17 protein-coding genes are annotated in these 19,260 nt (G+C 70.8%); 11 read left to right on the top strand and 6 right to left on the bottom strand.

All coding sequences use genetic code 11. From position 1 onward, the window contains the following. Positions 1-79: 79 nt before the first annotated feature. From ACWDX9_RS13225 to ACWDX9_RS13200, 6 genes are all read left to right on the top strand, one after another. Positions 80-982, top strand: coding sequence for a LysR family transcriptional regulator (locus ACWDX9_RS13225; protein ID WP_449952781.1), 903 nt, complete (start codon positions 80-82; stop codon positions 980-982). 11 nt (positions 983-993) lie between these two features. Continuing rightward, positions 994-1,281 carry an acylphosphatase gene (locus tag ACWDX9_RS13220; protein ID WP_449952778.1) on the top strand — a complete coding sequence of 96 codons (288 nt, stop codon included), beginning with the start codon at positions 994-996 and terminating at the stop codon, positions 1,279-1,281. 191 nt (positions 1,282-1,472) lie between these two features. Next, entirely contained in the window at positions 1,473-1,667 is a 195-nt protein-coding gene (locus ACWDX9_RS13215) for a hypothetical protein (protein ID WP_090938435.1), read from the top strand. 176 nt (positions 1,668-1,843) lie between these two features. Then, complete coding sequence (smc, locus tag ACWDX9_RS13210; protein ID WP_449952776.1) at positions 1,844-5,524, top strand: chromosome segregation protein SMC; 3,681 nt, start codon at positions 1,844-1,846, stop codon at positions 5,522-5,524. 120 nt (positions 5,525-5,644) lie between these two features. Further along, positions 5,645-6,823: a signal recognition particle-docking protein FtsY gene (ftsY, locus tag ACWDX9_RS13205; protein ID WP_355208933.1), complete on the top strand. Its 1,179-nt coding sequence runs from the start codon at positions 5,645-5,647 to the stop codon at positions 6,821-6,823. A gap of 259 nt (positions 6,824-7,082) precedes the next feature. Next, positions 7,083-8,759, top strand: a complete 1,677-nt coding sequence (locus tag ACWDX9_RS13200; RefSeq protein WP_449952773.1) for a tetratricopeptide repeat protein — start codon at positions 7,083-7,085, stop codon at positions 8,757-8,759. Positions 8,760-8,775: 16 nt separating this feature from the next. On the opposite strand, the gene ACWDX9_RS13195 is transcribed toward ACWDX9_RS13200, so the two are convergent. From ACWDX9_RS13195 to ACWDX9_RS13185, 3 genes are read right to left on the bottom strand one after another with little or no spacing between them, the layout of a single operon-like run. Beyond that, the gene (locus ACWDX9_RS13195; protein ID WP_355208939.1) at positions 8,776-9,579 is read right to left on the bottom strand and encodes an ABC transporter ATP-binding protein; all 804 of its coding nucleotides are present in this window, start codon (positions 9,577-9,579) and stop codon (positions 8,776-8,778) included. Next, on the bottom strand, positions 9,576-10,619 hold the full coding sequence (locus ACWDX9_RS13190) for a FecCD family ABC transporter permease (protein WP_449952770.1): 1,044 nt from the start codon (positions 10,617-10,619) through the stop codon (positions 9,576-9,578). Before ACWDX9_RS13190 ends, ACWDX9_RS13195 begins: the two co-directional genes overlap by 4 nt. Further along, the gene (locus tag ACWDX9_RS13185) at positions 10,619-11,653 is read right to left on the bottom strand and encodes a FecCD family ABC transporter permease (protein ID WP_449952768.1); all 1,035 of its coding nucleotides are present in this window, start codon (positions 11,651-11,653) and stop codon (positions 10,619-10,621) included. Before ACWDX9_RS13185 ends, ACWDX9_RS13190 begins: the two co-directional genes overlap by 1 nt. A 237-nt stretch (positions 11,654-11,890) precedes the next feature. On the opposite strand from ACWDX9_RS13185, the gene ACWDX9_RS13180 reads away from it, so the two are divergent. After that, positions 11,891-12,733 carry an ABC transporter substrate-binding protein gene (locus tag ACWDX9_RS13180; RefSeq protein ID WP_449952766.1) on the top strand — a complete coding sequence of 281 codons (843 nt, stop codon included), beginning with the start codon at positions 11,891-11,893 and terminating at the stop codon, positions 12,731-12,733. 6 nt (positions 12,734-12,739) lie between these two features. Here ACWDX9_RS13180 and ACWDX9_RS13175 read toward each other — a convergent pair whose 3' ends face one another. Then, positions 12,740-13,813, bottom strand: a complete 1,074-nt coding sequence (locus ACWDX9_RS13175) for a PLP-dependent cysteine synthase family protein (RefSeq protein ID WP_449952763.1) — start codon at positions 13,811-13,813, stop codon at positions 12,740-12,742. A 247-nt stretch (positions 13,814-14,060) separates the two neighbouring features. Between ACWDX9_RS13175 and ACWDX9_RS13170 the strand changes: the two genes are divergently transcribed. Next, positions 14,061-14,645, top strand: a complete 585-nt coding sequence (locus ACWDX9_RS13170; RefSeq protein WP_185068057.1) for a sigma-70 family RNA polymerase sigma factor — start codon at positions 14,061-14,063, stop codon at positions 14,643-14,645. 6 nt (positions 14,646-14,651) lie between these two features. Here the strand turns inward: ACWDX9_RS13170 and ACWDX9_RS13165 are convergent, their stop codons facing one another. Both ACWDX9_RS13165 and ACWDX9_RS13160 read right to left on the bottom strand, forming a co-directional pair. Beyond that, on the bottom strand, positions 14,652-15,596 hold the full coding sequence (locus ACWDX9_RS13165; protein ID WP_449952760.1) for an anti-sigma factor RsbA family regulatory protein: 945 nt from the start codon (positions 15,594-15,596) through the stop codon (positions 14,652-14,654). A gap of 19 nt (positions 15,597-15,615) precedes the next feature. Then, entirely contained in the window at positions 15,616-16,455 is an 840-nt protein-coding gene (locus tag ACWDX9_RS13160) for a DMT family transporter (RefSeq protein WP_350729759.1), read from the bottom strand. A gap of 91 nt (positions 16,456-16,546) precedes the next feature. Here ACWDX9_RS13160 and ACWDX9_RS13155 point away from each other — a divergent pair, with 91 nt between their 5' ends. The 3 genes from ACWDX9_RS13155 (at position 16,547) to ACWDX9_RS13145 (ending at position 19,248) form a co-directional block, all read left to right on the top strand. After that, positions 16,547-17,122 carry a helix-turn-helix domain-containing protein gene (locus ACWDX9_RS13155; protein WP_350729761.1) on the top strand — a complete coding sequence of 192 codons (576 nt, stop codon included), beginning with the start codon at positions 16,547-16,549 and terminating at the stop codon, positions 17,120-17,122. 641 nt (positions 17,123-17,763) lie between these two features. Further along, complete coding sequence (locus ACWDX9_RS13150) at positions 17,764-18,561, top strand: polysaccharide deacetylase family protein (RefSeq protein WP_449952757.1); 798 nt, start codon at positions 17,764-17,766, stop codon at positions 18,559-18,561. A gap of 36 nt (positions 18,562-18,597) precedes the next feature. Next, complete coding sequence (locus ACWDX9_RS13145; protein ID WP_449952754.1) at positions 18,598-19,248, top strand: DUF2461 domain-containing protein; 651 nt, start codon at positions 18,598-18,600, stop codon at positions 19,246-19,248. The last annotated feature ends 12 nt before the right edge of the window (positions 19,249-19,260 follow it).

Below are 19,260 nucleotides of genomic sequence, written 5' to 3'. Positions count from 1 at the left end.
CGGGTTCGGCGGCGGACGGGAACAATGACGAAGTCCGAAGGCTTGGTTTAGGCAGGCTAAGCGATCCGAGGTGATGGGGATGGAGTTCAGGGAGCTGGAGTGCTTCGTGGTGCTCAGCGAGGAGCTGCACTTCGCGCGTACGGCCGAGCGCCTCTACCTGTCGCCCGGCAGGGTGAGCCAGCTCATGCGCTCGCTGGAGACCAGGATCGGCGGCAGGCTCTTCGAGCGCACCAGCCGCAGGGTGCGCCTCACGCCGCTGGGCGAGCGCTTCCTGGCCGACCTGCGCCCCTCCTACGACGGCCTGGCGAACGCGGTGCGCCGGGCCAAGACCGCCGCCCGCGAGGTGACCGGCCGGCTCAGGGTCGGTTTCCTGGCCACGCCCACGGAGGCCGTCACCGGCAGCGTGCGGGCCTTCGAGCGCCGGTATCCGGAATGCGAGGTGGAGCTGGTCGAGATCCCGCTCTCGGACCCTTTCGGCAAGCTGCGGGCCGGGCAGGTGGATCTCTCGTTCACGCTACTCCCGGTGAACGAGCCGGACCTGGCGACCGGCGAGGGGCTGAACGAGGTCTCCTACCAACTGGGCGTCTCCACCCGCCATCCGCTGGCCGCCCGCCCCGGCATCGCCGCGGAAGAGCTGGTGAACGTCCCCCTGATCGGCCTGGACGGCCCCGCCCCGCGCGCCTATCGTGAGCGGATCGCACCGTCCGTAACCCCTTCCGGACGTCCGATTCCCCGGGCCGGCACCGTGACGACCAGCCAGGAGGGCCTGACCCAGGTGGCGCTCGACCGGGGTGGCATGCTGTTCTGCACGCCGACGGCGGCCCACCACCGCCGGCCCGACGTGAGCTTCGTCCCCGTCACCGGGCTGAGCCCGTCGATCATGGGCCTGGCCTGGGTGAAGGCGGCCGAGACCGCGGCCGTGCTGGCGTTCGACGAGGCGGCGGCCGGGCACGCACACCGGATGGAATCCCTTGTGGCCTGACGGGAGATGAAATGCAGGAAAACAATGACAATTCACGGCTGACGGCCTGGGTACGGGGCAGGGTCCAAGGGGTGGGGTTCCGCTGGTGGACCCGGGCGCGCGCACTGGAGCTGGGGCTCGTGGGATGGGCGCGCAACACCGACGACGGACGGGTGGAGGTGGTCGTGGAGGGCCCGCGCGAGGCGTGCGTCAAGCTGCTGGCGCTGCTCAGAGGTTGCGACACGCCGGGCAGGGTCGATGGAGTAGTGGAACGTTGGAGTGAACCCCGAGGTAGTTTGGGTGGATTTGTGGAGCGGTAGCGACTTCCGTTAAACCGCCCAAATAGGGTATAGTTGTATGTCGGGAGTGCCCATCAGTAGGGCTCAGCGGTTCGTTCGACTTGACCGCCCACACTGCCGGTGCGACTCTTGTTAGGTACCACGCGCACCCCTCCCGCGGAATAAGAAGTGCGCGAACCAGTCTGGTCACTCAGCGTGGAGGACCCTTTACCATGGCGAAGGCTCTACTCGGCCACGTCGGCGGTCCTGACCCTCGGATGGTCTCGGAGATGCGCCGCCTGCAGCAGCGTATCCGGGATCTGGAGGCAGAACTCATCCGACTTCAGGCCACCAATGACGCTCTTGCGGCGCAAACCCGCGATGAGGCACTAAGCCGCATGCAAGAGCGCGAGCCGGCACTCACCTGAGAGTGATCGGAGCGCAAGACCCCAGGGACGTCTCGGAGAGGCGTCCCTTGTTATTTGCGCATATTCGGAAAGCTTCCTTTACGCGGGCCGGGCAGTCATGGACTGTACCGGCCCGCGTGGGGCAGTGAGGACCAGTAGGCTTTCCGAAGTCCGCATCAGGGAGAAGGGGGTCGCGCTTGTATTTGAAGACCCTCACCCTGCGCGGCTTCAAGTCTTTCGCCTCAGCGACCGCCCTCCGTCTCGAACCGGGCATCACCTGCGTCGTCGGCCCCAACGGCTCGGGAAAGTCCAACGTCGTCGACGCCCTCGCCTGGGTCATGGGCGAGCACAGCGCCAAGTCGCTGCGCGGCGGCAAGATGGAGGACGTCATCTTCGCCGGCACCTCCTCCAGGCCGCCGCTCGGGCGCGCCGAGGTGACGCTGACCATCGACAACACCGACGGCGCGCTGCCGATCGACTACACCGAGGTCACGATCAGCCGGCTGATGTTCAGGTCGGGGCAGAGCGAATACGCGATCAACGGCGACACCTGCCGCCTGCTCGACATCCAGGAGTTGCTGTCCGACTCCGGCATCGGCCGCGAGATGCACGTGATCGTCGGCCAGGGCCAGCTCGACGCCGTCCTGCACGCGGGGCCCGAGGACCGGCGGGCGTTCATCGAAGAGGCCGCGGGCGTCCTCAAGCACCGCAAGCGCAAGGAAAAGGCGCTGCGCAAGCTCGACTCCATGCAGGCCAACCTGACCCGCGTGCAGGACCTCACCACCGAGCTGCGCCGCCAGCTCAAGCCGCTGGGCCGGCAGGCGGAGATCGCCCGCAAGGCCGCCGTCATCCAGGCCGACCTGCGCGACGCCCGGCTGCGGCTGCTGGCCGACGACGTGTGCATCCTGCGTACGACGCTGCAGCGCGAGGCCGCCGACGAGGCCGCGATCACGGCCAGGCGCAACCAGGTCGAGGCCGAGCTGGCCGAGGGCCAGCAGCGCGAGGCGGCCCTGGAGACGGCCGAGGCCGAGACCCAGCCGCGGCTGAGCGCCGCGCAGGAGACGTACTTCCGGCTCTCGTCGCTGCGCGAGCGCATCACCGGCCTGGCGCAGCTCGCCGCCGAGCGCCACCGGCACGCGCTCGACGCCGCCGCCATCGAGCGCCGCGGCCGAGACCCCGAAGACCTCGAGCGCGAGGCCGCCGAGGTGCGCGAGCGGGAGCTGATCCTCAGCGCCGAGCTGGAGCAGGCTCAGGAGCTGCTGGAGGAGGCCGTCCAGCGGCGGGCCGAGGCCGAGGCCGAGCTGAGCGCCGAGGAGCACCGCCTCGCCCTGGCCGCCCGGGCCGCCGCCGACCGCCGCGAGGGGCTGGCCAAGCTGCGCGGCCAGGTCGATTCCGTACGGAGCCGGACGCGGGCCGCCGAGGAGGAGATCGGGCGGCTCCAGCAGTCCGTGGCCGACGCGGCCGGGCGCGAGCGGCGGGCCAGGGAGGACCTGGAGGCGCAGCGGCTGGAGGAGCCCGCGGTCGATCCCGCGCTCGCCGAGGAGCTGGCCACGGCGCAGGCGCTGGTGGAGGAGGCCAGGGCGGTCGCCGACGAGGCGCGGGCGGCGGCCGAGGAGGCCAAGGCGGGCCTCGACGCGCCGCGCGCCGCTCTGCAGGCCGCCAAGTCCGGGATGACCACCGCGCGCGCCGCCGACCAGGAGGCCCAGCGGTCCGTGGCGGCGCTGATCGCCCGCCGCGACGCCCTGGAGCTGGGGCTCGCCAAGGGCGACGGCGGCGCGGCCCTGCTGGACGCCGACCTGGCCGGGGTGCTGGGGCCGCTGGCCGCCTCGATGCAGGTCACGCCCGGCGCGGAGCCGGCGGTGGCGGCCGTGCTGGGCCCGGTCGCCGAGGCCATCGCGGTCAAGTCCCTCGACACGGCCGTCGAGGCCCTTGACCTGCTGCGCACCCAGGGTTCGGGCCAGGCGACCCTCCTGGTGGGGGCGGACGACGACAGGGCCCGGCGCACCCGTACTGCGGCTCCCGAGGGCGGCCAGTGGGCCGCCGACCTCGTCACGGTCCCCGACCACCTGCGGCCCGCCCTCGACCACGTCCTCGCGGACGTCGTGCTCGTGGCCGACCTCGAAGCCGCCCGCGCGGTCGTCGAGAGCCACCCCGAGCTCAGGGCGGTCACCAGGGCGGGCGACCTGGTGAGCGCGTACCTGGCCAGCGGCGGCTCCGAGGGCGGCACCTCCGTGCTGCAGGTACGGGCCGCGTTCGACGAGGCCGTCAGGGACCTGGAGGAGGCCGAGGGCCGGGCCGAGGAGACGGCCGTCGCCCTCGACCAGGCGGCCGAGCAGGAGCAGGCGGCCCAGGCGGCGCTGGAGGCCGCCCAGGCGAAGGCCAACGAGGCCCAGACCGCCGTCAGCACCGCGCAGGCGGGCGTGAGCGCCGTCCAGGGGACCCTCGACCAGGTCAGGGGCCGCCAGCGGGAGGCCGACCAGCGCAACGCCGCCGCCGCCAAGCGCCTGGCCCAGCTCGAGGCCGCCGCCAACGCCGCCCACGACGAGGCCGAGCGCCTGGCCGTGAGCGTCACCAAGGCGGAGGAGGCCCGCGCCGAGGGGCTGGAGGAGGTGGCCGAGCTGGAGATCCGCCTGGCCGAGGCCGAATACGCCCAGGAGCTGGAGTCCGAGCCCACCACCGACCTCCGCGACGACCTGGCCGGCGCCTGCGAGGTCGCCCGGCAGCGCGAGATGGACACCCGGCTCCAGGTCCGCACCGCCGAGGAGCGGGTCAAGGGCATCGAGGGCCGCGCCGACGGGCTCGTCCGGGCCGCCCAGCGCGAGCGCCAGGACCGCGCCCAGGCCGCGGCCCAGCGCGCCATGCGCCGTCGGCAGGCCGCCGTGGCCGAGGCCGTCAGCAAGGGCGCCAAGCAGGTGCTCAGGGAGCTCGAGTCCTCCGTCCGGCTCGCGTCGAGGGAGCGCGACGAGGCCGACCTCGCCAGGGTCGCCGTCGACGCCGAGCTCAAGCAGGTGCGCCTGCGCGTCCGCGAGCTCGGCCAGGAGCTGGACAAGCTGGTCAACCGGGTGCACGGCAGCGAGGTCGCCCGCACCGAGCAGCGGCTGCGGCTGGAGCAGATGGAGCAGCGGGCGCTGGAGGAGTTCGGGGTCGAGATCGAGGCCCTGATCTCCGAGTACGGGCCCGAGGTCCCGGTCCCCGGCGACCCGCCCGTGCCGTACGTGCGCGAGGAGCAGGAGAAGCGGGCCAGGGCCGCCGAGCGGCAGATGAACCAGCTCGGCAAGGTCAACCCCCTCGCCCTGGAGGAGTTCGCGGCGCTGGAGGAGCGGCACGCGTTCCTCACCTCGCAGCTGGAGGACCTCAAGAAGACCAGGCGCGACCTGCTGCTCGTGGTCAAGGAGGTCGACGACCGGGTGGAGCAGATGTTCGCCTCGGCGTACGAGGACGTGGCCCGGGAGTTCGAGCAGATCTTCACCAGGGTGTTCCCGGGCGGCGATGGACGGCTGGTGCTGACCGAGCCGGCCGACATGCTGACCACCGGCATCGAGGTCGAGGCGAGGCCGCCGGGCAAGAAGGTCAAGCGGCTGTCGCTGCTGTCGGGCGGGGAGCGCTCGCTGACCGCGGTGGCGTTCCTGATCTCCATCTTCAAGGCGCGGCCCTCGCCGTTCTACGTGATGGACGAGGTCGAGGCGGCGCTCGACGACACGAACACGCAGCGGCTGCTGACGCTGTTCGAGGAGCTGCGGCAGAGCTCGCAGCTGATCGTCATCACTCACAACAAGCGCACGATGGAGATCGCCGACGCGCTCTACGGCGTCTCGATGCGCGGGGACGGCGTGACGCAGGTCGTCAGCCAGCGGCTCCGCGAACGCGAGCCGGCCTGACACCGGCTGCTCACGGAGTGGTGGCGGCGCGCCGGACAGCCGGTCTGAGGGCGTGAGTTGGGCCTGATCGGTGGTGCCTTGGGCATGACCATGCCGGTCGATCTGGAAAACTGACATCTTGTGGATGGTTACCTCGGCGTCATAGTGATCGTGGCCGTCGTCGCCCTGCTGGCGGCCGGCGGCCTTCTGCTGTACTTCAAGCCGGGTCGCAAGGCGGCCCCGCCGGTCAAACCGCCAGAGACGCCCGTGCTCCCCGAGCAGGAGGAGAAGCCCGCGGGAGTGGCGGGTGAGGAGGGCGAAGGCGCGACCACCACGCTGCCGCCCCCGGTCAAGCCCGCCGAGCCGGCCGTCGTCACGCCCGAGATCGAGGTGCCGCCGCCGTCCGCGGGCCGGATGGTGCGGCTGCGCTCGCGGCTGGCACGCTCGCAGAGCGCCCTCGGGCGCGGCCTGCTGGAGCTGCTCTCCCGCGACCGCCTCGACGACGACGTGTGGGACGAGGTCGAGGAGAAGCTGATCACCGCCGACGTCGGCGTCGCGCCGACCCGGGTGATCGTCGACGACCTGCGCACCAAGGTCAAGGTGCTGGGCAGCCGCACCCCCGAGGAGCTGCGCGGCCTGCTGCGCGAGGAGCTGCTGGCCCAGGTCAACCCCGACCTCGACCGCACGCTGCACGTCCAGAAGCACGGCGAGCGGCCCGCGGTGGCCCTCATCGTGGGCGTCAACGGCACCGGCAAGACCACCACCACCGGCAAGCTCGCCCGCTCGCTCGTCGGCGACGGCAAGAAGGTCGTGCTCGGCGCGGCCGACACGTTCCGCGCGGCCGCCGCCGACCAGCTCCAGACGTGGGGCGAGCGGGTGGGGGCCGACGTCGTTCGCGGTCCCGAGGGCGGCGACCCGGCCTCCGTGGCGTTCGACGCCGTCGCCAAGGGGATCGAGGAGAAGGTCGACGTGGTCATCGTCGACACCGCGGGCCGCCTTCACACCAAGACCGGCCTCATGGACGAGCTGGGCAAGGTCAAGCGGGTCATCGAGAAGAAGGCCACGGTCGACGAGGTGCTGCTCGTCCTCGACGCCACCACGGGCCAGAACGGCATGCGCCAGGCCCAGGTGTTCGCCGAGGTGGTCAACATCACCGGCATCGCGCTGACCAAGCTCGACGGCACCGCCAAGGGCGGCATCGTGATCTCCGTGCAGCGGGAGCTGGGGGTGCCGGTCAAGCTCGCGGGGCTCGGCGAGGGGCCCGACGACCTGGCGCCGTTCGACCCCGAGGTGTTCGTGGACGCGATCCTGGGGGAGTGAGGCGAACACGATTCGGGCGCGCGGTAATTGACGAGGTAATAGCCATTACCAGATAAACAATTGTTCGAGGGCTTTTCCCTGTGCTGACATGTAGCGGTCATCAATGATCGCTCGTACCGCGCAAAGGGGCGCCATGAAGAAGATCGTCGTTCATCGGCCAGGAACCGTGAAGCCGACCGCCGCGGCCGCGCCGAGGCACAGCGCCTGAGCCGCCCGGCCGGCGTCTCGTGGGGCGCCGGCCAGCACGGAAAGGCCGTTCGTGGACACGATCTCCCTTGACGCCGACCGCCGGATCGGCGGCCCCTACACTTTCGCGGCCGGGCTCCTCGGCCACCTCGTCCCGCGGGCGCTGGAGCGCCGGCCGGAGCTGGTCGCCGCGCACGACATCGAGATCCGCACCGCCGCGCCGCGGCTGCGCGAGTCCGTCCCCGAGCGCAGGAGCTCGCTGGCCGGCCGCCTGCCCACGGGGCAGCGCATTCTCGTGCCCGGCGCCCGGCGCAGCCTCAGGATCGCGAACGGGCTGGCCGAGTTCGTCCGCGACCACCTGCGCGACGCGGGCCCGCTCGCGCTCACCGTGACGAACCTGGGCACGGCCGACCACACCGACACCGAGCTGGTGGCCGTGCTGCGGCGCAGGCTCGACCCGGGGCTGCTGCGCATCGACGAGGGCCCGCCGGTCCCGAGCACCGGACCGCTGTGCGCGGACTTCGACCGCTACCGCGACGAGGGCTTCCATCACGCCATGGCCGAGTCGGGCCTGGCCGTGCTGCGCGGGATGGCGTACGAGGACGACCCGGAGGGCTGGCAGCACCTCCTGCAGCGCGTCGCCGGCGCGCTGGAGGCCATCGAGCGCGAGGACGAGGCCCGCGAGCTCTACGACCGGGCCAGGCGCGTGAGCACCGACCCCAAGCACCGCGCCACCGTCGCGTACGCCACCGCCATGATCCTCGTACGCCACCACGACCCCGCCCGGCGCGACCCCGAACAGGCCCTGGCCTGGATCAACGAGGCGATCACGATCACGTCGCTGCTGCCGGACCACCGCGAGCGGGCCTTCCACCTCGGGTTCGACCTCAACGGCAAGGCCCTGGTCGAGGTGCGCAGGGGCCGTCACGAGGCGGCGATGGAGCTCGTCCAGGAGGCCATCGACCTGGCCGAGACGGACCTGGCCGGCGAGCACCCGATCCACCGGCTCGTGCTGCACGCCAACAGGGCGCAGCTTCTGGCCATGGCGGGCCGGACGGAGGAGGCGCTGGCCGGCTACACGCGGGCCGTCGAGGCCGATCCCGGCTACCCCGACTACTACCTCGAACGCGGCAACCTGCTGCACCGGCTCGGCCGGACGCAGGAGGCGCTGGTCGACTACGAGGCGGTCATGCGGCTCAGCCCGCCCTTCCCCGAGGCGTACTACAACCGGGCCGAGGTCCGGTTCGCGGCGGGCGACCTCGACGGGGCCCGCGCCGACCTGGACCACACGCTGGAGCTGGACCCCGAGTTCGCGCCCGCGTACGTGAACCGCAGCGGTATCGATGTGGTGATGGGGGACTACGCGGGAGCCAGGGAGGACGTGGTGCGCGGGCTGGGGCTGACGCCCCGCGACCCCCACCTGCTGTGCGTGCTCGGGCAGGTGGAGCTGGCCGAGGGCCGGCGCCCGGAAGCGCGGACCGCGTTCGACGGGGCGCTGGAGGCCGACCCCGAGCTGGTGGCGGCCTGGGCGGGCCGGGCCGAGCTGGCCTTCGAGAGCGGCGACCACGACGCGGCGCTGGCCGACCTGACCCACGCGCTGAAGCTGGCGGAGACGGCCGAGCTGCTGTTCAACAGGTCCGTGCTCTACCGGGCCGCGGGGCTGGCGGACAAGGCCAGGGACGACCTGCTCAGGGCCGCGGAGCTGGCCCCTGACGACGAGGAGGTCAGGCGGGCGCTGGCCGAGGCGTGATCGCCGTAGTGGCGGGTTAGGCTCGCGGCTCCGCGGGGTGCGAGCGCGGCCGGATCGGAACCACGAGGGGCGTCCCCGCCACCGGATCCTCGATGACCTTGGCGTCCAGCTCGAACACCTCACCCAGCAGGTCCTCGGTCAGCACCTCGTGCGGGGTGCCCGCGGCGACCACCCGCCCGGCGCGCATGGCCACCAGCCGGTCGGCGTAACGGGCGGCCAGGTTGAGGTCGTGCAGGACCATGACGACCGTGCGGCCCGCCTCCTGGTGCAGGTGCCGTACGAGCTCCAGCACCTCCACCTGGTGCGCCAGGTCCAGGAACGTGGTCGGCTCGTCGAGCAGCAGCAGGTCCGTGCCCTGGGCCAGGGCCATGGAGATCCACGCCCGCTGCCGCTGCCCGCCCGACAGCTCGTCCAGCGGCCGTTCCGCCAGGTCGGCCAGGCCCGTCATGTCCAGGGCGGCCGCGACGGCGCCCTCGTCGTCCGAGGACCACTGCCGGTACCACGTCTGGTGCGGATGCCTGCCCCTGGCCACCAGGTCGGCCACGGTCAGCCCTTCGGGGGCGCTCGGCGCCTGGGGGAGCACGCCGAGGATCTTGGCCACCTCGCGGGTGGGGATCTTGTCGATGCGCTTGCCGTCCAGCAGCACCTCGCCGCCCTGCGGCTTGAGCAGGCGGCCGAGCGCGCGCAGCAGCGTCGACTTGCCGCAGCCGTTCGGACCGATGATCGTGGTCACCGTGCCCGCCTCGATGCCGAGGTCGAGCCCGTCGACGACCAGGCGTTCGCCGTATCCGAGTTTGACGCCGGCGGCCTGCAGCCTCATTTGCGTGACCTCCAGATCAGGTGGATCAGGTAAGGGGCGCCCAGCACGGCCGTGACGATGCCGACCGGCAGCTCCAGCGGGGAGAACGCGGTCCTGGCGATCAGGTCGGCTGCGGTGGTGAGCACGGCGCCCACGACCGCCGAGCACAGCAGCGGCGGCTGGGCGGAGCGGGTGAGCCTGAGCGCGATCTGCGGCGAGGCCAGGGCCACGAACGCGATCGGGCCGGCGGAGGCGGTGGCCACGGCGGCCAGCAGCACGGCCGCCAGGATCATCAGGGCGCGGGACACGTTGGTGCGGACGCCGAGCGCGGTCACCGTGTCGTCGCCGAAGCGCAGCGCGTCGAGGGAGCGGGTGCCGAGCAGGGTCAGCGGCACCAGCACCGCCAGGGCCAGCGCGGTGGGCAGCACGTGCTCCCAGCCGCGGCCGTTGAGCGAGCCGCTGATCCAGACCATGGCGCGGCCGGTGTCGTTGACGTCGCCGACGGTCAGGAGCCAGAACTTGATGTTCGTGAACACGGCGGCCACGCCGATGCCGACCAGGACCAGCCGGTAGCCGTCCAGACCGCGCCGCCACGCCAGCCCGTACACGACGGCCGCGCCGACCAGGCCGCCGAGCAGGGCCAGCGCGGGGATGCCGGCGGTGGCCAGCAGTCCGCTGGCGCCGCCGTACGCGCTGCCGCTGGCCACGACGCCGGCCACGACCGTGACCGAGGCGCCGGTGGTGACGCCGAGGATCTCGGGGCTGGCGAGCGGGTTGCGCGCGATGGACTGGATGATCGCGCCGGACAGCGCGAGCGCCGCGCCGACGAGGGCGCCGGTGAGGGCGCGCGGCAGACGCAGCTCCATGATGACGAAGTGGGCGGCGCTGTTGACGTCGAACGTGCCGGAGATCACCTCCGGCAGCGTCATCCGGATCTCGCCGATGCGCATGTTCATGGCCATGAGCAGGACGATCAGGACCAGGCCGATCAGGGAGACGGCGACGCCGCGCAGCCGTACCCGCCAGGACACGGCGCCGACGCGGAGGGAAAGAGCGGTCATCACAGTCGCACTGGCTTCCTGCGCCTGACGAGCGCGACGAAGAACGGCGCGCCGAGCAGCGCGAGCACCACGCCCACCTCCAGCTCTCCCGGCGGGGCCACCACACGGCCGATCACGTCGGCGAGCAGCAGCAGCGCCGCGCCGATCAGCCCCGAGAACGGCAGCAGCCACCGGTGGTCGGTGCCCGACAGCGGGCGGGCGAGGTGGGGCACGATCAGGCCCACGAACGCCAGCGAGCCGCAGGCCGCGACGGCCGCGCCCGACAGCAGGGTGACCGCGGCGACGCCGACGGTGCGGGTCGTGGAGATGTTCTGGCCGAGGCTCCTGGCCACGTCCTCGCCGAGGGAGAGCGCGTTCAGGCCCGGCGCGTTGACCATCGCGAGCACCAGGCCCACGAGGATGAACGGCAGCACCTGCCAGACCACGTCCGAGCCCCTGGCCGCGATCGAGCCGGCCTGCCAGAAGCGGAAGACGTCCATCGCCTGCTCGTCGAGCAGCACGATGGCCGAGGTCAGCGCGTACAGCAGGGCGCTCACGGCGGTGCCCGCCAGCGCCAGCGTGACCGGGGTCGGGCCGCCCCTGCCGCCCACCATGCCCAGCGCGAACACCCCGACGCTGGCGACCAGGGCGCCCGCCAGGCCGAACCAGATGTAGGCGAGCAGGCTGGAGGCGCCGAGCAGGATGATCGAGGACACCATCGCGAACGCCGCCCCCTGCGTGACGCCGAGCAGCCCCGGGTCGGCGAGCGGGTTGCGGGTGTGGCCCTGCATGAGCGCGCCCGCCACGCCGAGCGCGATCCCGGCGAGAACGCCCAAGGCGGTCCTGGGCAGGCGCAGCGAGCGGATGACGATGTCGTTCTCGGTCCCGGTGGGGGCCGCGAGGGCGTGCCAGGCGTCGGCGAGCGGCACGGACTTGGAGCCGACCGTGATGCTCAGCACGATCGCGACCAGCACGGCGGCCAGCAGCGCGAGGAGAACGGTGAGCCGCCTGTGCCGGATGCCATGGAGGCGCGGGGCCACAGCGGTCGCACTCACCCACGTCCTCCTCAACATTTGCCCGATCACGGTGAAGTATGCCAGCTTAGGCAGGGCTAACCTAATTTAGGGTTACCTTACTTTGGGATTCGGGAAAGGGATCTTATGAGACCGTTGCGCATGCTGGTCGGGGCTCTCCTTGTGGCGGGGCTCGCGGCCTGTGGTTCCTCCGGCGCTTCCGGGGGGAGCGCGGCGGCTCCTGCCTCCGGTGCCCCGTTCAGGACCGTCAAACACGCGATGGGCGAGACCGTGATCCCGGCCCAGCCGAAGCGGGTGGTGGCGCTCGACCAGAGCTTCGTCGACGCGGTGCTCACGCTGGAGACGCCGGTGGTGGGGTACACCACGTACCGGTCGCTCGACGACAAGCTGCCCGCCTACCTGGGAGCCGTCGCCGAGCAGTACGGCAAGGAGGCCACCCCGGTCGGCTCGCTGGAGCAGCCGAGCCTGGAGAAGATCATGGCGCTGAAGCCCGATCTGATCGTCTCGGCGAAGGTCCGGCACGAGGCCCTGTACGACAAGCTGTCCAAGATCGCGCCGACCGTCTTCAGTGAGACCACCGGGGCCATCTGGAAGGAGAACATTCGGCTCATGGGACAGGCCCTGGGCAAGGAACAGCTCGCCGACACCAGGATCAAGGAGTATGAGGGACGAGCGGCCAAGATCGGCGCGGCCATCAAGGCGAAGGACGGCGAGCTGCCGACGATCTCGGTCGTGCGGTTCGCCGGCGAGCCGACAGTCAGGCTTTATGTTGAGAAGTCCTATTCCGGGCTGGTGTTGAAGGATGTCGGGTTCCCGCGGCCCGAGGGGCAGCCGACCGAGCAGGACGCCATCGCGGTGGACATCAGCCAGGAGCGGATCGCGGACCTGGACGCCGACCACATCTTCGTCTCGACATATCAGGATCCGTCGGCGGAGGGGCCCAAAGAGAAGTTCGTGAACAACCCGCTCTGGGGCAAGCTCAAGGGCGACAAGCACGATGTCTCTGACCTGACCTGGATGACCGCGGTGGGCATGCAGGGGGCGCACGCGATCCTGGACGACGTGGCCAAGCTCTTCGAGGTGGACCCGGCCAAGGCCTGAGCCCGCTCAGTCCGGCAGGAACGCGCGGAGCTCGTCCAGGTGGGGTTCGACGTCCAGGCCCTGGTCGGCCAGCCATCCCGGGTTGCCGTAGGTGCCCCGGTAGCGGTCGCCGCTGTCGCAGACCAGGGTGACGATGCTGCCCTGCTCGCCCGCCGAGCGCATCTCCTGGATGAGGTCCACGCAGGCCGCCATGTTCGTGCCCGTGGAGCCGCCGACGTCCAGGCCCGTGACCTCGCGCGTCCAGTGCATGGCGGCGATCGAGCGGGCGTCGGGGACGGCGATCATGCGGTCGATGACGGACGGCTGGAACGAGGGCTCCACGCGCGGGCGGCCGATGCCCTCGATGCGGGAGCCCCGCGCGGTGACCGAGGTGTCGCCGGAGACCCAGCTCGGGTAGAAGGCCGAGCCCTCCGGGTCGACGACGGCCAGGCGGGTGGGGTGGCGGCGGTAGCGGATGTAGCGGCCGATGGTCGACGACGTGCCGCCGGTGCCGGCGCCCACCACGATCCAGGAGGGTTCCGGGTGGGGCTCCATGGACATCTGGGAATAGATGGACTCGGCGATGTTGTTGTTCCCGCGCCAGTCGGTCGCCCGCTCCGCGTAGGTGAACTGGTCCATGAAATGGCCGCCGGTTTCGGCGGCCAGACGGTGAGATTCGTCATAGATCGCGCGAGGGTCGGTCACGAGGTGACACTTCCCGCCGTAGAACTCGATGAGGTGACACTTCTCCGGCGACGTGGACGCCGGCATGACCGCGATGAACGGCAGGTCCAGCAGCCGGGCGAAGTACGCCTCGCTGACGGCCGTGGATCCGCTCGACGCCTCCACGATCGTCGTGGCGGGCCCGATCCAGCCGTTCGCCAGGCCGTAGAGGAACAAGGACCGAGCAAGTCGATGTTTGAGTGAACCCGTTGGGTGTACCGACTCGTCTTTCAAGTAGAGGTTTACACCCCAGCGCGAGGGAAGCGGAAAGACGTGCAGATGTGTGTCGCAGCTACGGTTGGCATCGGCCTCGACCTTGCGTATGGCGTCTGTCACCCAGTGGCGCGAAGCAAGGTCGTGACGGTCCACAAAGCTCATGCCCATACGCTATCCCATGTGACTCTTGCCACTATTACTGCGAATTTGGGTGGGTAGTGTTATGATACTGAGACTTGTCCGGCCGTGGACGTGACGACACACGCCGCGAGCAGATGGACGGAAACCCCCTCTGACCAAGGCGGAACCTCTAACGCGTCCCTTACCTGGGACTTGCCATGATGGAAACCGCCCGCAGGCGGCTTGTGCCGAAACGGGGGATAGCGCAAGGGGGAATAAATTGATCACTATGACCGATGAGCAGCGTCAGGACTGGTTCGAGCGCGATGTCGTGCCCGTGACGTCGCAGCTGTTCGCCTCCGCCATGCGCCTCACCCGTAACGCCGCAGACGCGGAGGACCTGGTGCAGGAGACGGTGGCCAAGGCGTACACCTCGTACCACCAGTTCCGGGAGGGCACCAACCTCAAGGCGTGGCTGCACCGGATCCTCACCAACAACTTCATCAACGACTACCGCAAGAAGCAGCGTTCGCCCAAGTTGTCGGCCGCCGAGGACATCGAGGACTGGCAGCTGCACGCCGCCGAGTCGCACAGCTCGACGGGCCTGCGCTCGGCCGAGACCGAGGCGCTCGACCGGCTGCCCGACAGCGTCGTGATGAACGCCCTGCGTTCGCTGCCCGAGGACTTCCGCGTGGCCGTCTACCTGGCCGACGTGGAGGGGTTCGCGTACAAGGAGATCGCCGACCGCATGGGCACGCCCATCGGCACGGTCATGTCCCGCCTCCACCGGGGCCGCCGCCAGCTGCGCGGCATGCTCGAGGAGTACGCCCGCGAGGAAGGCGCCGTACGGCTCCCCGCCCAGCGCGCCGCGTGAAGACCCCTACGACCCCATCATGAGATGAAGGCGGACGCGTAAGACGCCGCCTTCATTGCGCAGCTGCACGAGATCGCAGAGCTGCCGGCTGATCCAGAGCCCGTATCCCCGAGGGGATTCGGGCTCAGGTGGTATGTAGCCGGGTAACGGGTCGTCCAGGGCGCCGCCCGGGTCGGCGACCTCGCAGACCAGCTCCCCGTCGCTCACCCACATCGTGATCATGCCGTGCCCGGCGCCGTGCTCGATGCTGTTCGCGGCGATCTCGGACACGCTGATCACGAGCGAGGTGATCAGGTTGCGGTCCATGCCGGCCGCTCTGGCGTAGTCGCCCACGCTCTGGCGCAGCCGCTTCAGCTCCCGGGCCGTGAAGGGGATGCTCTCGGCGCCGTCGGCCGGTGCGGGCAGAGGCGCGCGGTCGCCGTTCAGGACCAGCTCGTGGGGCTTGACGAAGCGGGTGCTGGCCGCCTCGCCGTCCGCGCCCAGCAGGAACGGGTGGCTGACCGGGCCGAAGTCGAACGCGGTCCTGGGGGCGCGGCGCACGTCGTACAGGCACATCATGATCGCCGCCGCCGGGCGGAGCGCGGCGTTGACCACCGACTCGTAGCGGATCAGCTCCCTGATGTCGCGCTCGCTCCTGCCCTCCCAGTCGGGCTCGCCGATGACGAGGGTGCGGCGGTCGCGGGTGTACTCGTGATAGGCGGCCAGGGTGCGGTACGGGTGGCCGTACCAGCCGGTCGAGACCCTGCTGTCGATGCGCCCGGCGTCGCGGCCGAGGGCGTCGTGCAGCAGGGCGAGCTTGTCCGCGCACGTGATCACCAGCACGTGCCTGCCCTCGTCGAGGGCGGAACGCACGCGCGGGGTGGCGAGCCTCACGAAGGTCTCGTCCGAGTCGTGCGGCACCGCGATGTGCCGTAGCGACTCGCCGTCCGAAGGTGCCCGGTCAGGGCGCACGGGCGAAACGTAGCAAGCGCTAGAGGTGCTGCGCAACGGCTATCAGCGCCACCGCCCCGAGCGCGCAGGCCACACCGGCCACCTGGATGGCCCGCAGCCGCTCTCCCAGCACCTGTCTGGCCAGCAGCAGGGTGCTCGCGGGGTACAGCGACACCAGCACGGCGACCAGGCTGAGCAGGCCGTCCTGCTGGGCCAGCAGGTAGAGGACATTGGCCGCCATGTCGAGCACGCCCGCCGCCACGATGATGTGCAGGGAGCCCGGGCCGGGCCTGAGCGCGCGCCGCGTGACCAGGGCCAGCAGCGCCACCGTCGTGATCGACGACACTCTGGCGCCGACCAGCGGCCACAGCCCGGCATCGTCCGGCGCCATGGCCAGCAGGATGAAGAACCCGCCGAACCCGGCCCCGGCCGCCAGCGCGGTCAGCACCGAGGCCAGGGAGCCCTGCCGGTCCGTGGACCTGTCCTGGCTGACCAGCAGCACCGAGCAGAGCGCCAGCGCGATGCCCACCAGCGCCCAGAACGCCGGCCGCTCGCCCGTCGCCAGCCCGAACACCACCGGCAGCGCCGCCGAGGTGACCGCGGTCGTCGGGGCGACCACCGACATGACGCCCGTGGCCAGCGCCCGGTAGAACAGCACCAGCCCGGCCGCGCCCGCCAGGCCCGCCGCCAGGCCCCACGACAGGGCGGCGGCGCCGGCCGTGCCGGGCAGCACCGGCAGCAGGGCGAGGATCAGCACCAGGCCCGCGATCTGCGACAGCACGACGACCGACAGCACCTGGGATCGGCGGGTGGCCAGGCCGCCGAAGAAGTCGGCCGTGCCGTACACCACCGCGCAGGCGGTCGCCAGGATCACCGTCACCGGTATTCCCCCCTTGGTTCAACAGGTTGCACTGTCAGTACAACACACAGAGTACATTCCATTGCAAATCGGATTCACTAGACTGCACTGCGTGGAAGATCCCGACCTGATCAACCAGGCCATCGCCAGCAACGTCCGGGCCCAGCGGGCGCACCGGGGGCTGACGCTCGACGCCCTCGCCGCCAGGTCGGGGGTGAGCAGGGGCATGCTGGTCCAGGTGGAGCAGGGCAGGACGAACCCGAGCGTCTCCACCCTCACCCGGATCGCCTCCGCCCTGGGCGTCACCGTGGCCCGGCTCGTCGAGGTCGCCGACGTGCCGACGGTGCGGATCGTGAGCAAGGCCGACGTGGTCACGTTCGACCAGGGGGACGTGCGGGCGCGGCTGCTGGTCGGCGCCGACGTGCCGATGATCCTGGAGCTGTGGGACTGGCGGATGCCGCCCGGCGAGCACCACGACGGCGACGCCCACCCGCCGGGCACCCGCGAGATGCTGACCGTCCTCGACGGGGAGCTGACACTCACCGTGTACGGCAAGAGCCACGTGATCGGCAAGGACGACGCGGTGCTGTTCACGGCCGACCGGCCCCATCGCTACGCCAACCGGGGCACCGAGGACCTCAGGTTCGTGATGGTCGTCGCGGAGCCACGCGACACCCAGGATCAATAACCGCTGCTTCTCCTTCCGGGGACGGCATGGAAAACCTTGGTAACAGCCAGTAATGTTTGCGCTCGGTGAGGCTGACGTGACAGGAGGCGTGCGATGGCGGTGCTCTGTGACGCGCGCCCGGTGACCGGGTCGTGGCCTCCTGCCGGCCGGGTCCGATGACCGGCCTCCCCACAGCCGGACGGGATCCTCGGAGCAGACCACCGGCTTCACCCAGCGGTCGTTGACGATTACCTCATGCTTTGGACGGCTGATGTCCGTTGTTGGGTACATCCCTGGTGTGGCGGAATGTGGGCAGGGGGTGGCGTGTGAGTGAGGCCCTCGCGGCGACGGAGAAGCTCCAGTCGGAGCTTCGCGCTCTGGGCGTCACCAGCGCGTACGAGGTAGGGGACGGAGCGACTATCTCGGTATGGATAGGCCTGGTCGTTCGGTATAGAGATGGTTTTTACCGTTGGCAGGAAGGACCGGTGAAACGTCGGCATCTGGGTACGGATCCGGTCGGATGTGCCATGCGCGTGGCGCGCCGCTACAAGGAACTGCAGGCCGATATCCCACTCTGGTGGGACGACCTGGCCAGGGAATTGCGGGGGAAACCGGTCCAGGACTATCCATAGGCCCCCGCGCGCGGCGCTTCGGGGGGAACCATGCGCGTATGGGCTTTGCCGCTGGCCCTGCTCGCTCTGGCAGTCTGCGTCACCTGCTCGGTGGCGAACCGCCATCAGACCGAGGCGCCGATCGTGCCGTACAAGGCAGCCGTCGTCGATCCGGCGGTGCTCGCCAAGCGGCTGGTGTCGATGCAGTACGGGTCCGGCTGGCCGCGCAGCCGCAAGTTCGACTGCGCGAGGCTCAAGTGCGTGGCCCTGACCTTCGACGACGGGCCCGGCGAGTACACCGGGCGGCTGCTCGACATGCTGCGCAAGCGTGACGTCAAGGCCACGTTCTTCGTCATCGGGCAGATGGTGGCGGCCGACAAGGGCGGCCGGCTCGTCCGGCGCATCGTCGAGGACGGCCACGAGCTCGGCAACCATTCCTGGAGCCATCCCGCCCTCGCCGGGCTGTCGCACGACGACGTGCAGCGGCAGCTCCGGCGCACCAACGACCTCGTGTTCAAGCTGACCGGGGTGCGGATGCACCTCATGCGGCCGCCGTACGGGTCGACCAACGCCGCCGTCGCCGCCGAGGCGCGCCGCGAAGGGCTGGCGGAGATCCTCTGGAGCGTCGACACCCTCGACTGGCTGCACCGGGTCCCCGCGGCCGTGGCCCGGCGGGCCAGTGAGGCCAAGTCCGGATCGATCGTCCTCATGCACGACATCCACCGCACGACGGTGGAGGCCGTGCCCGCCATACTCGACATCCTTGACCGGAAGGGCTTCACGTTCGTCACGGTTTCGGAGCTCTACGGCAGGACGCCGTCGCCGGGCCGGACGTACACCGAGCGGTGACCCGAGGTGTCGGTGCGGCGTGGCACCCTTGGGAGCATGGGTTTCAGCGGCTTCCCTGATGAGGCTTTCCTGTTCTACGAGGGGCTCGAGGCGGACAACTCGAAGACCTACTTCACGCGGCACAAGCACCTCTACGAGGAGGCGGTGCGGGAGCCGATGCTCGCGCTCACGGACGAGCTGGCCGCCGAGTTCGGGGCGGCGCAGCTCTTCCGGCCCTATCGTGATGTGCGCTTCTCCAAGGACAAATCGCCGTACAAGACCCATCAGGGCGCGTTCGTGGACCTCCAGCCGGGGATCGGGCTCTACGTGGAGCTGAGCGCGGCCGGGATCTACACGGCCGGGGGCTTCTACACCCAGGCGCCCGACCAGGTCGCCCGCTACCGGGCCGCGGTGGACGAGGACCTGACCGGCAAGCCCCTGGAGTCGATGACGGGGGAGCTGGTGTCCGCCGGTTACGAGCTGGGCGGGGAGCGCCTCAAGACGAAGCCGCGGGGCTTCTCGGAGGACCATCCGCGGATCGAGCTGCTGCGGCACAAGTCGCTCTACGCGGGGGTGCGCTGGGAGCCGGAGCCGTGGGTGCACACTTCGGAGGTGCGCGAGCGCGTGTCACGTACGTGGCGCGCGTACGGCCCGCTGGTCGACTGGCTCTGCACCCACGTCCGCGGCAGCGAACTCCCCCGCCGCTGACCCTTCCGCCCC

Source organism: Nonomuraea sp. NPDC003201 (genome assembly GCF_053590415.1).
This window is presented reverse-complemented; position numbering and strand designations above follow the sequence as displayed.

Excerpts from the sequence above, each read along its gene's own strand:
- ACWDX9_RS13175 (WP_449952763.1), bottom strand. The coding sequence starts at position 13,813 with ATGAGCTTTGTGGACCGTCACGACCTTGCTTCGCGCCACTGGGTGACA.
- ACWDX9_RS13150 (WP_449952757.1), top strand. The coding sequence starts at position 17,764 with ATGCGCGTATGGGCTTTGCCGCTGGCCCTGCTCGCTCTGGCAGTCTGC.
- ACWDX9_RS13145 (WP_449952754.1), top strand. The coding sequence starts at position 18,598 with ATGGGTTTCAGCGGCTTCCCTGATGAGGCTTTCCTGTTCTACGAGGGG.
- ACWDX9_RS13220 (WP_449952778.1), top strand. The coding sequence starts at position 994 with ATGCAGGAAAACAATGACAATTCACGGCTGACGGCCTGGGTACGGGGC.
- ACWDX9_RS13170 (WP_185068057.1), top strand. The coding sequence starts at position 14,061 with ATGACCGATGAGCAGCGTCAGGACTGGTTCGAGCGCGATGTCGTGCCC.
- ACWDX9_RS13190 (WP_449952770.1), bottom strand. The coding sequence starts at position 10,619 with ATGACCGCTCTTTCCCTCCGCGTCGGCGCCGTGTCCTGGCGGGTACGG.
- ACWDX9_RS13180 (WP_449952766.1), top strand. The coding sequence starts at position 11,891 with ATGGGCGAGACCGTGATCCCGGCCCAGCCGAAGCGGGTGGTGGCGCTC.
- ACWDX9_RS13225 (WP_449952781.1), top strand. The coding sequence starts at position 80 with ATGGAGTTCAGGGAGCTGGAGTGCTTCGTGGTGCTCAGCGAGGAGCTG.
- ACWDX9_RS13215 (WP_090938435.1), top strand. The coding sequence starts at position 1,473 with ATGGCGAAGGCTCTACTCGGCCACGTCGGCGGTCCTGACCCTCGGATG.
- ACWDX9_RS13195 (WP_355208939.1), bottom strand. The coding sequence starts at position 9,579 with ATGAGGCTGCAGGCCGCCGGCGTCAAACTCGGATACGGCGAACGCCTG.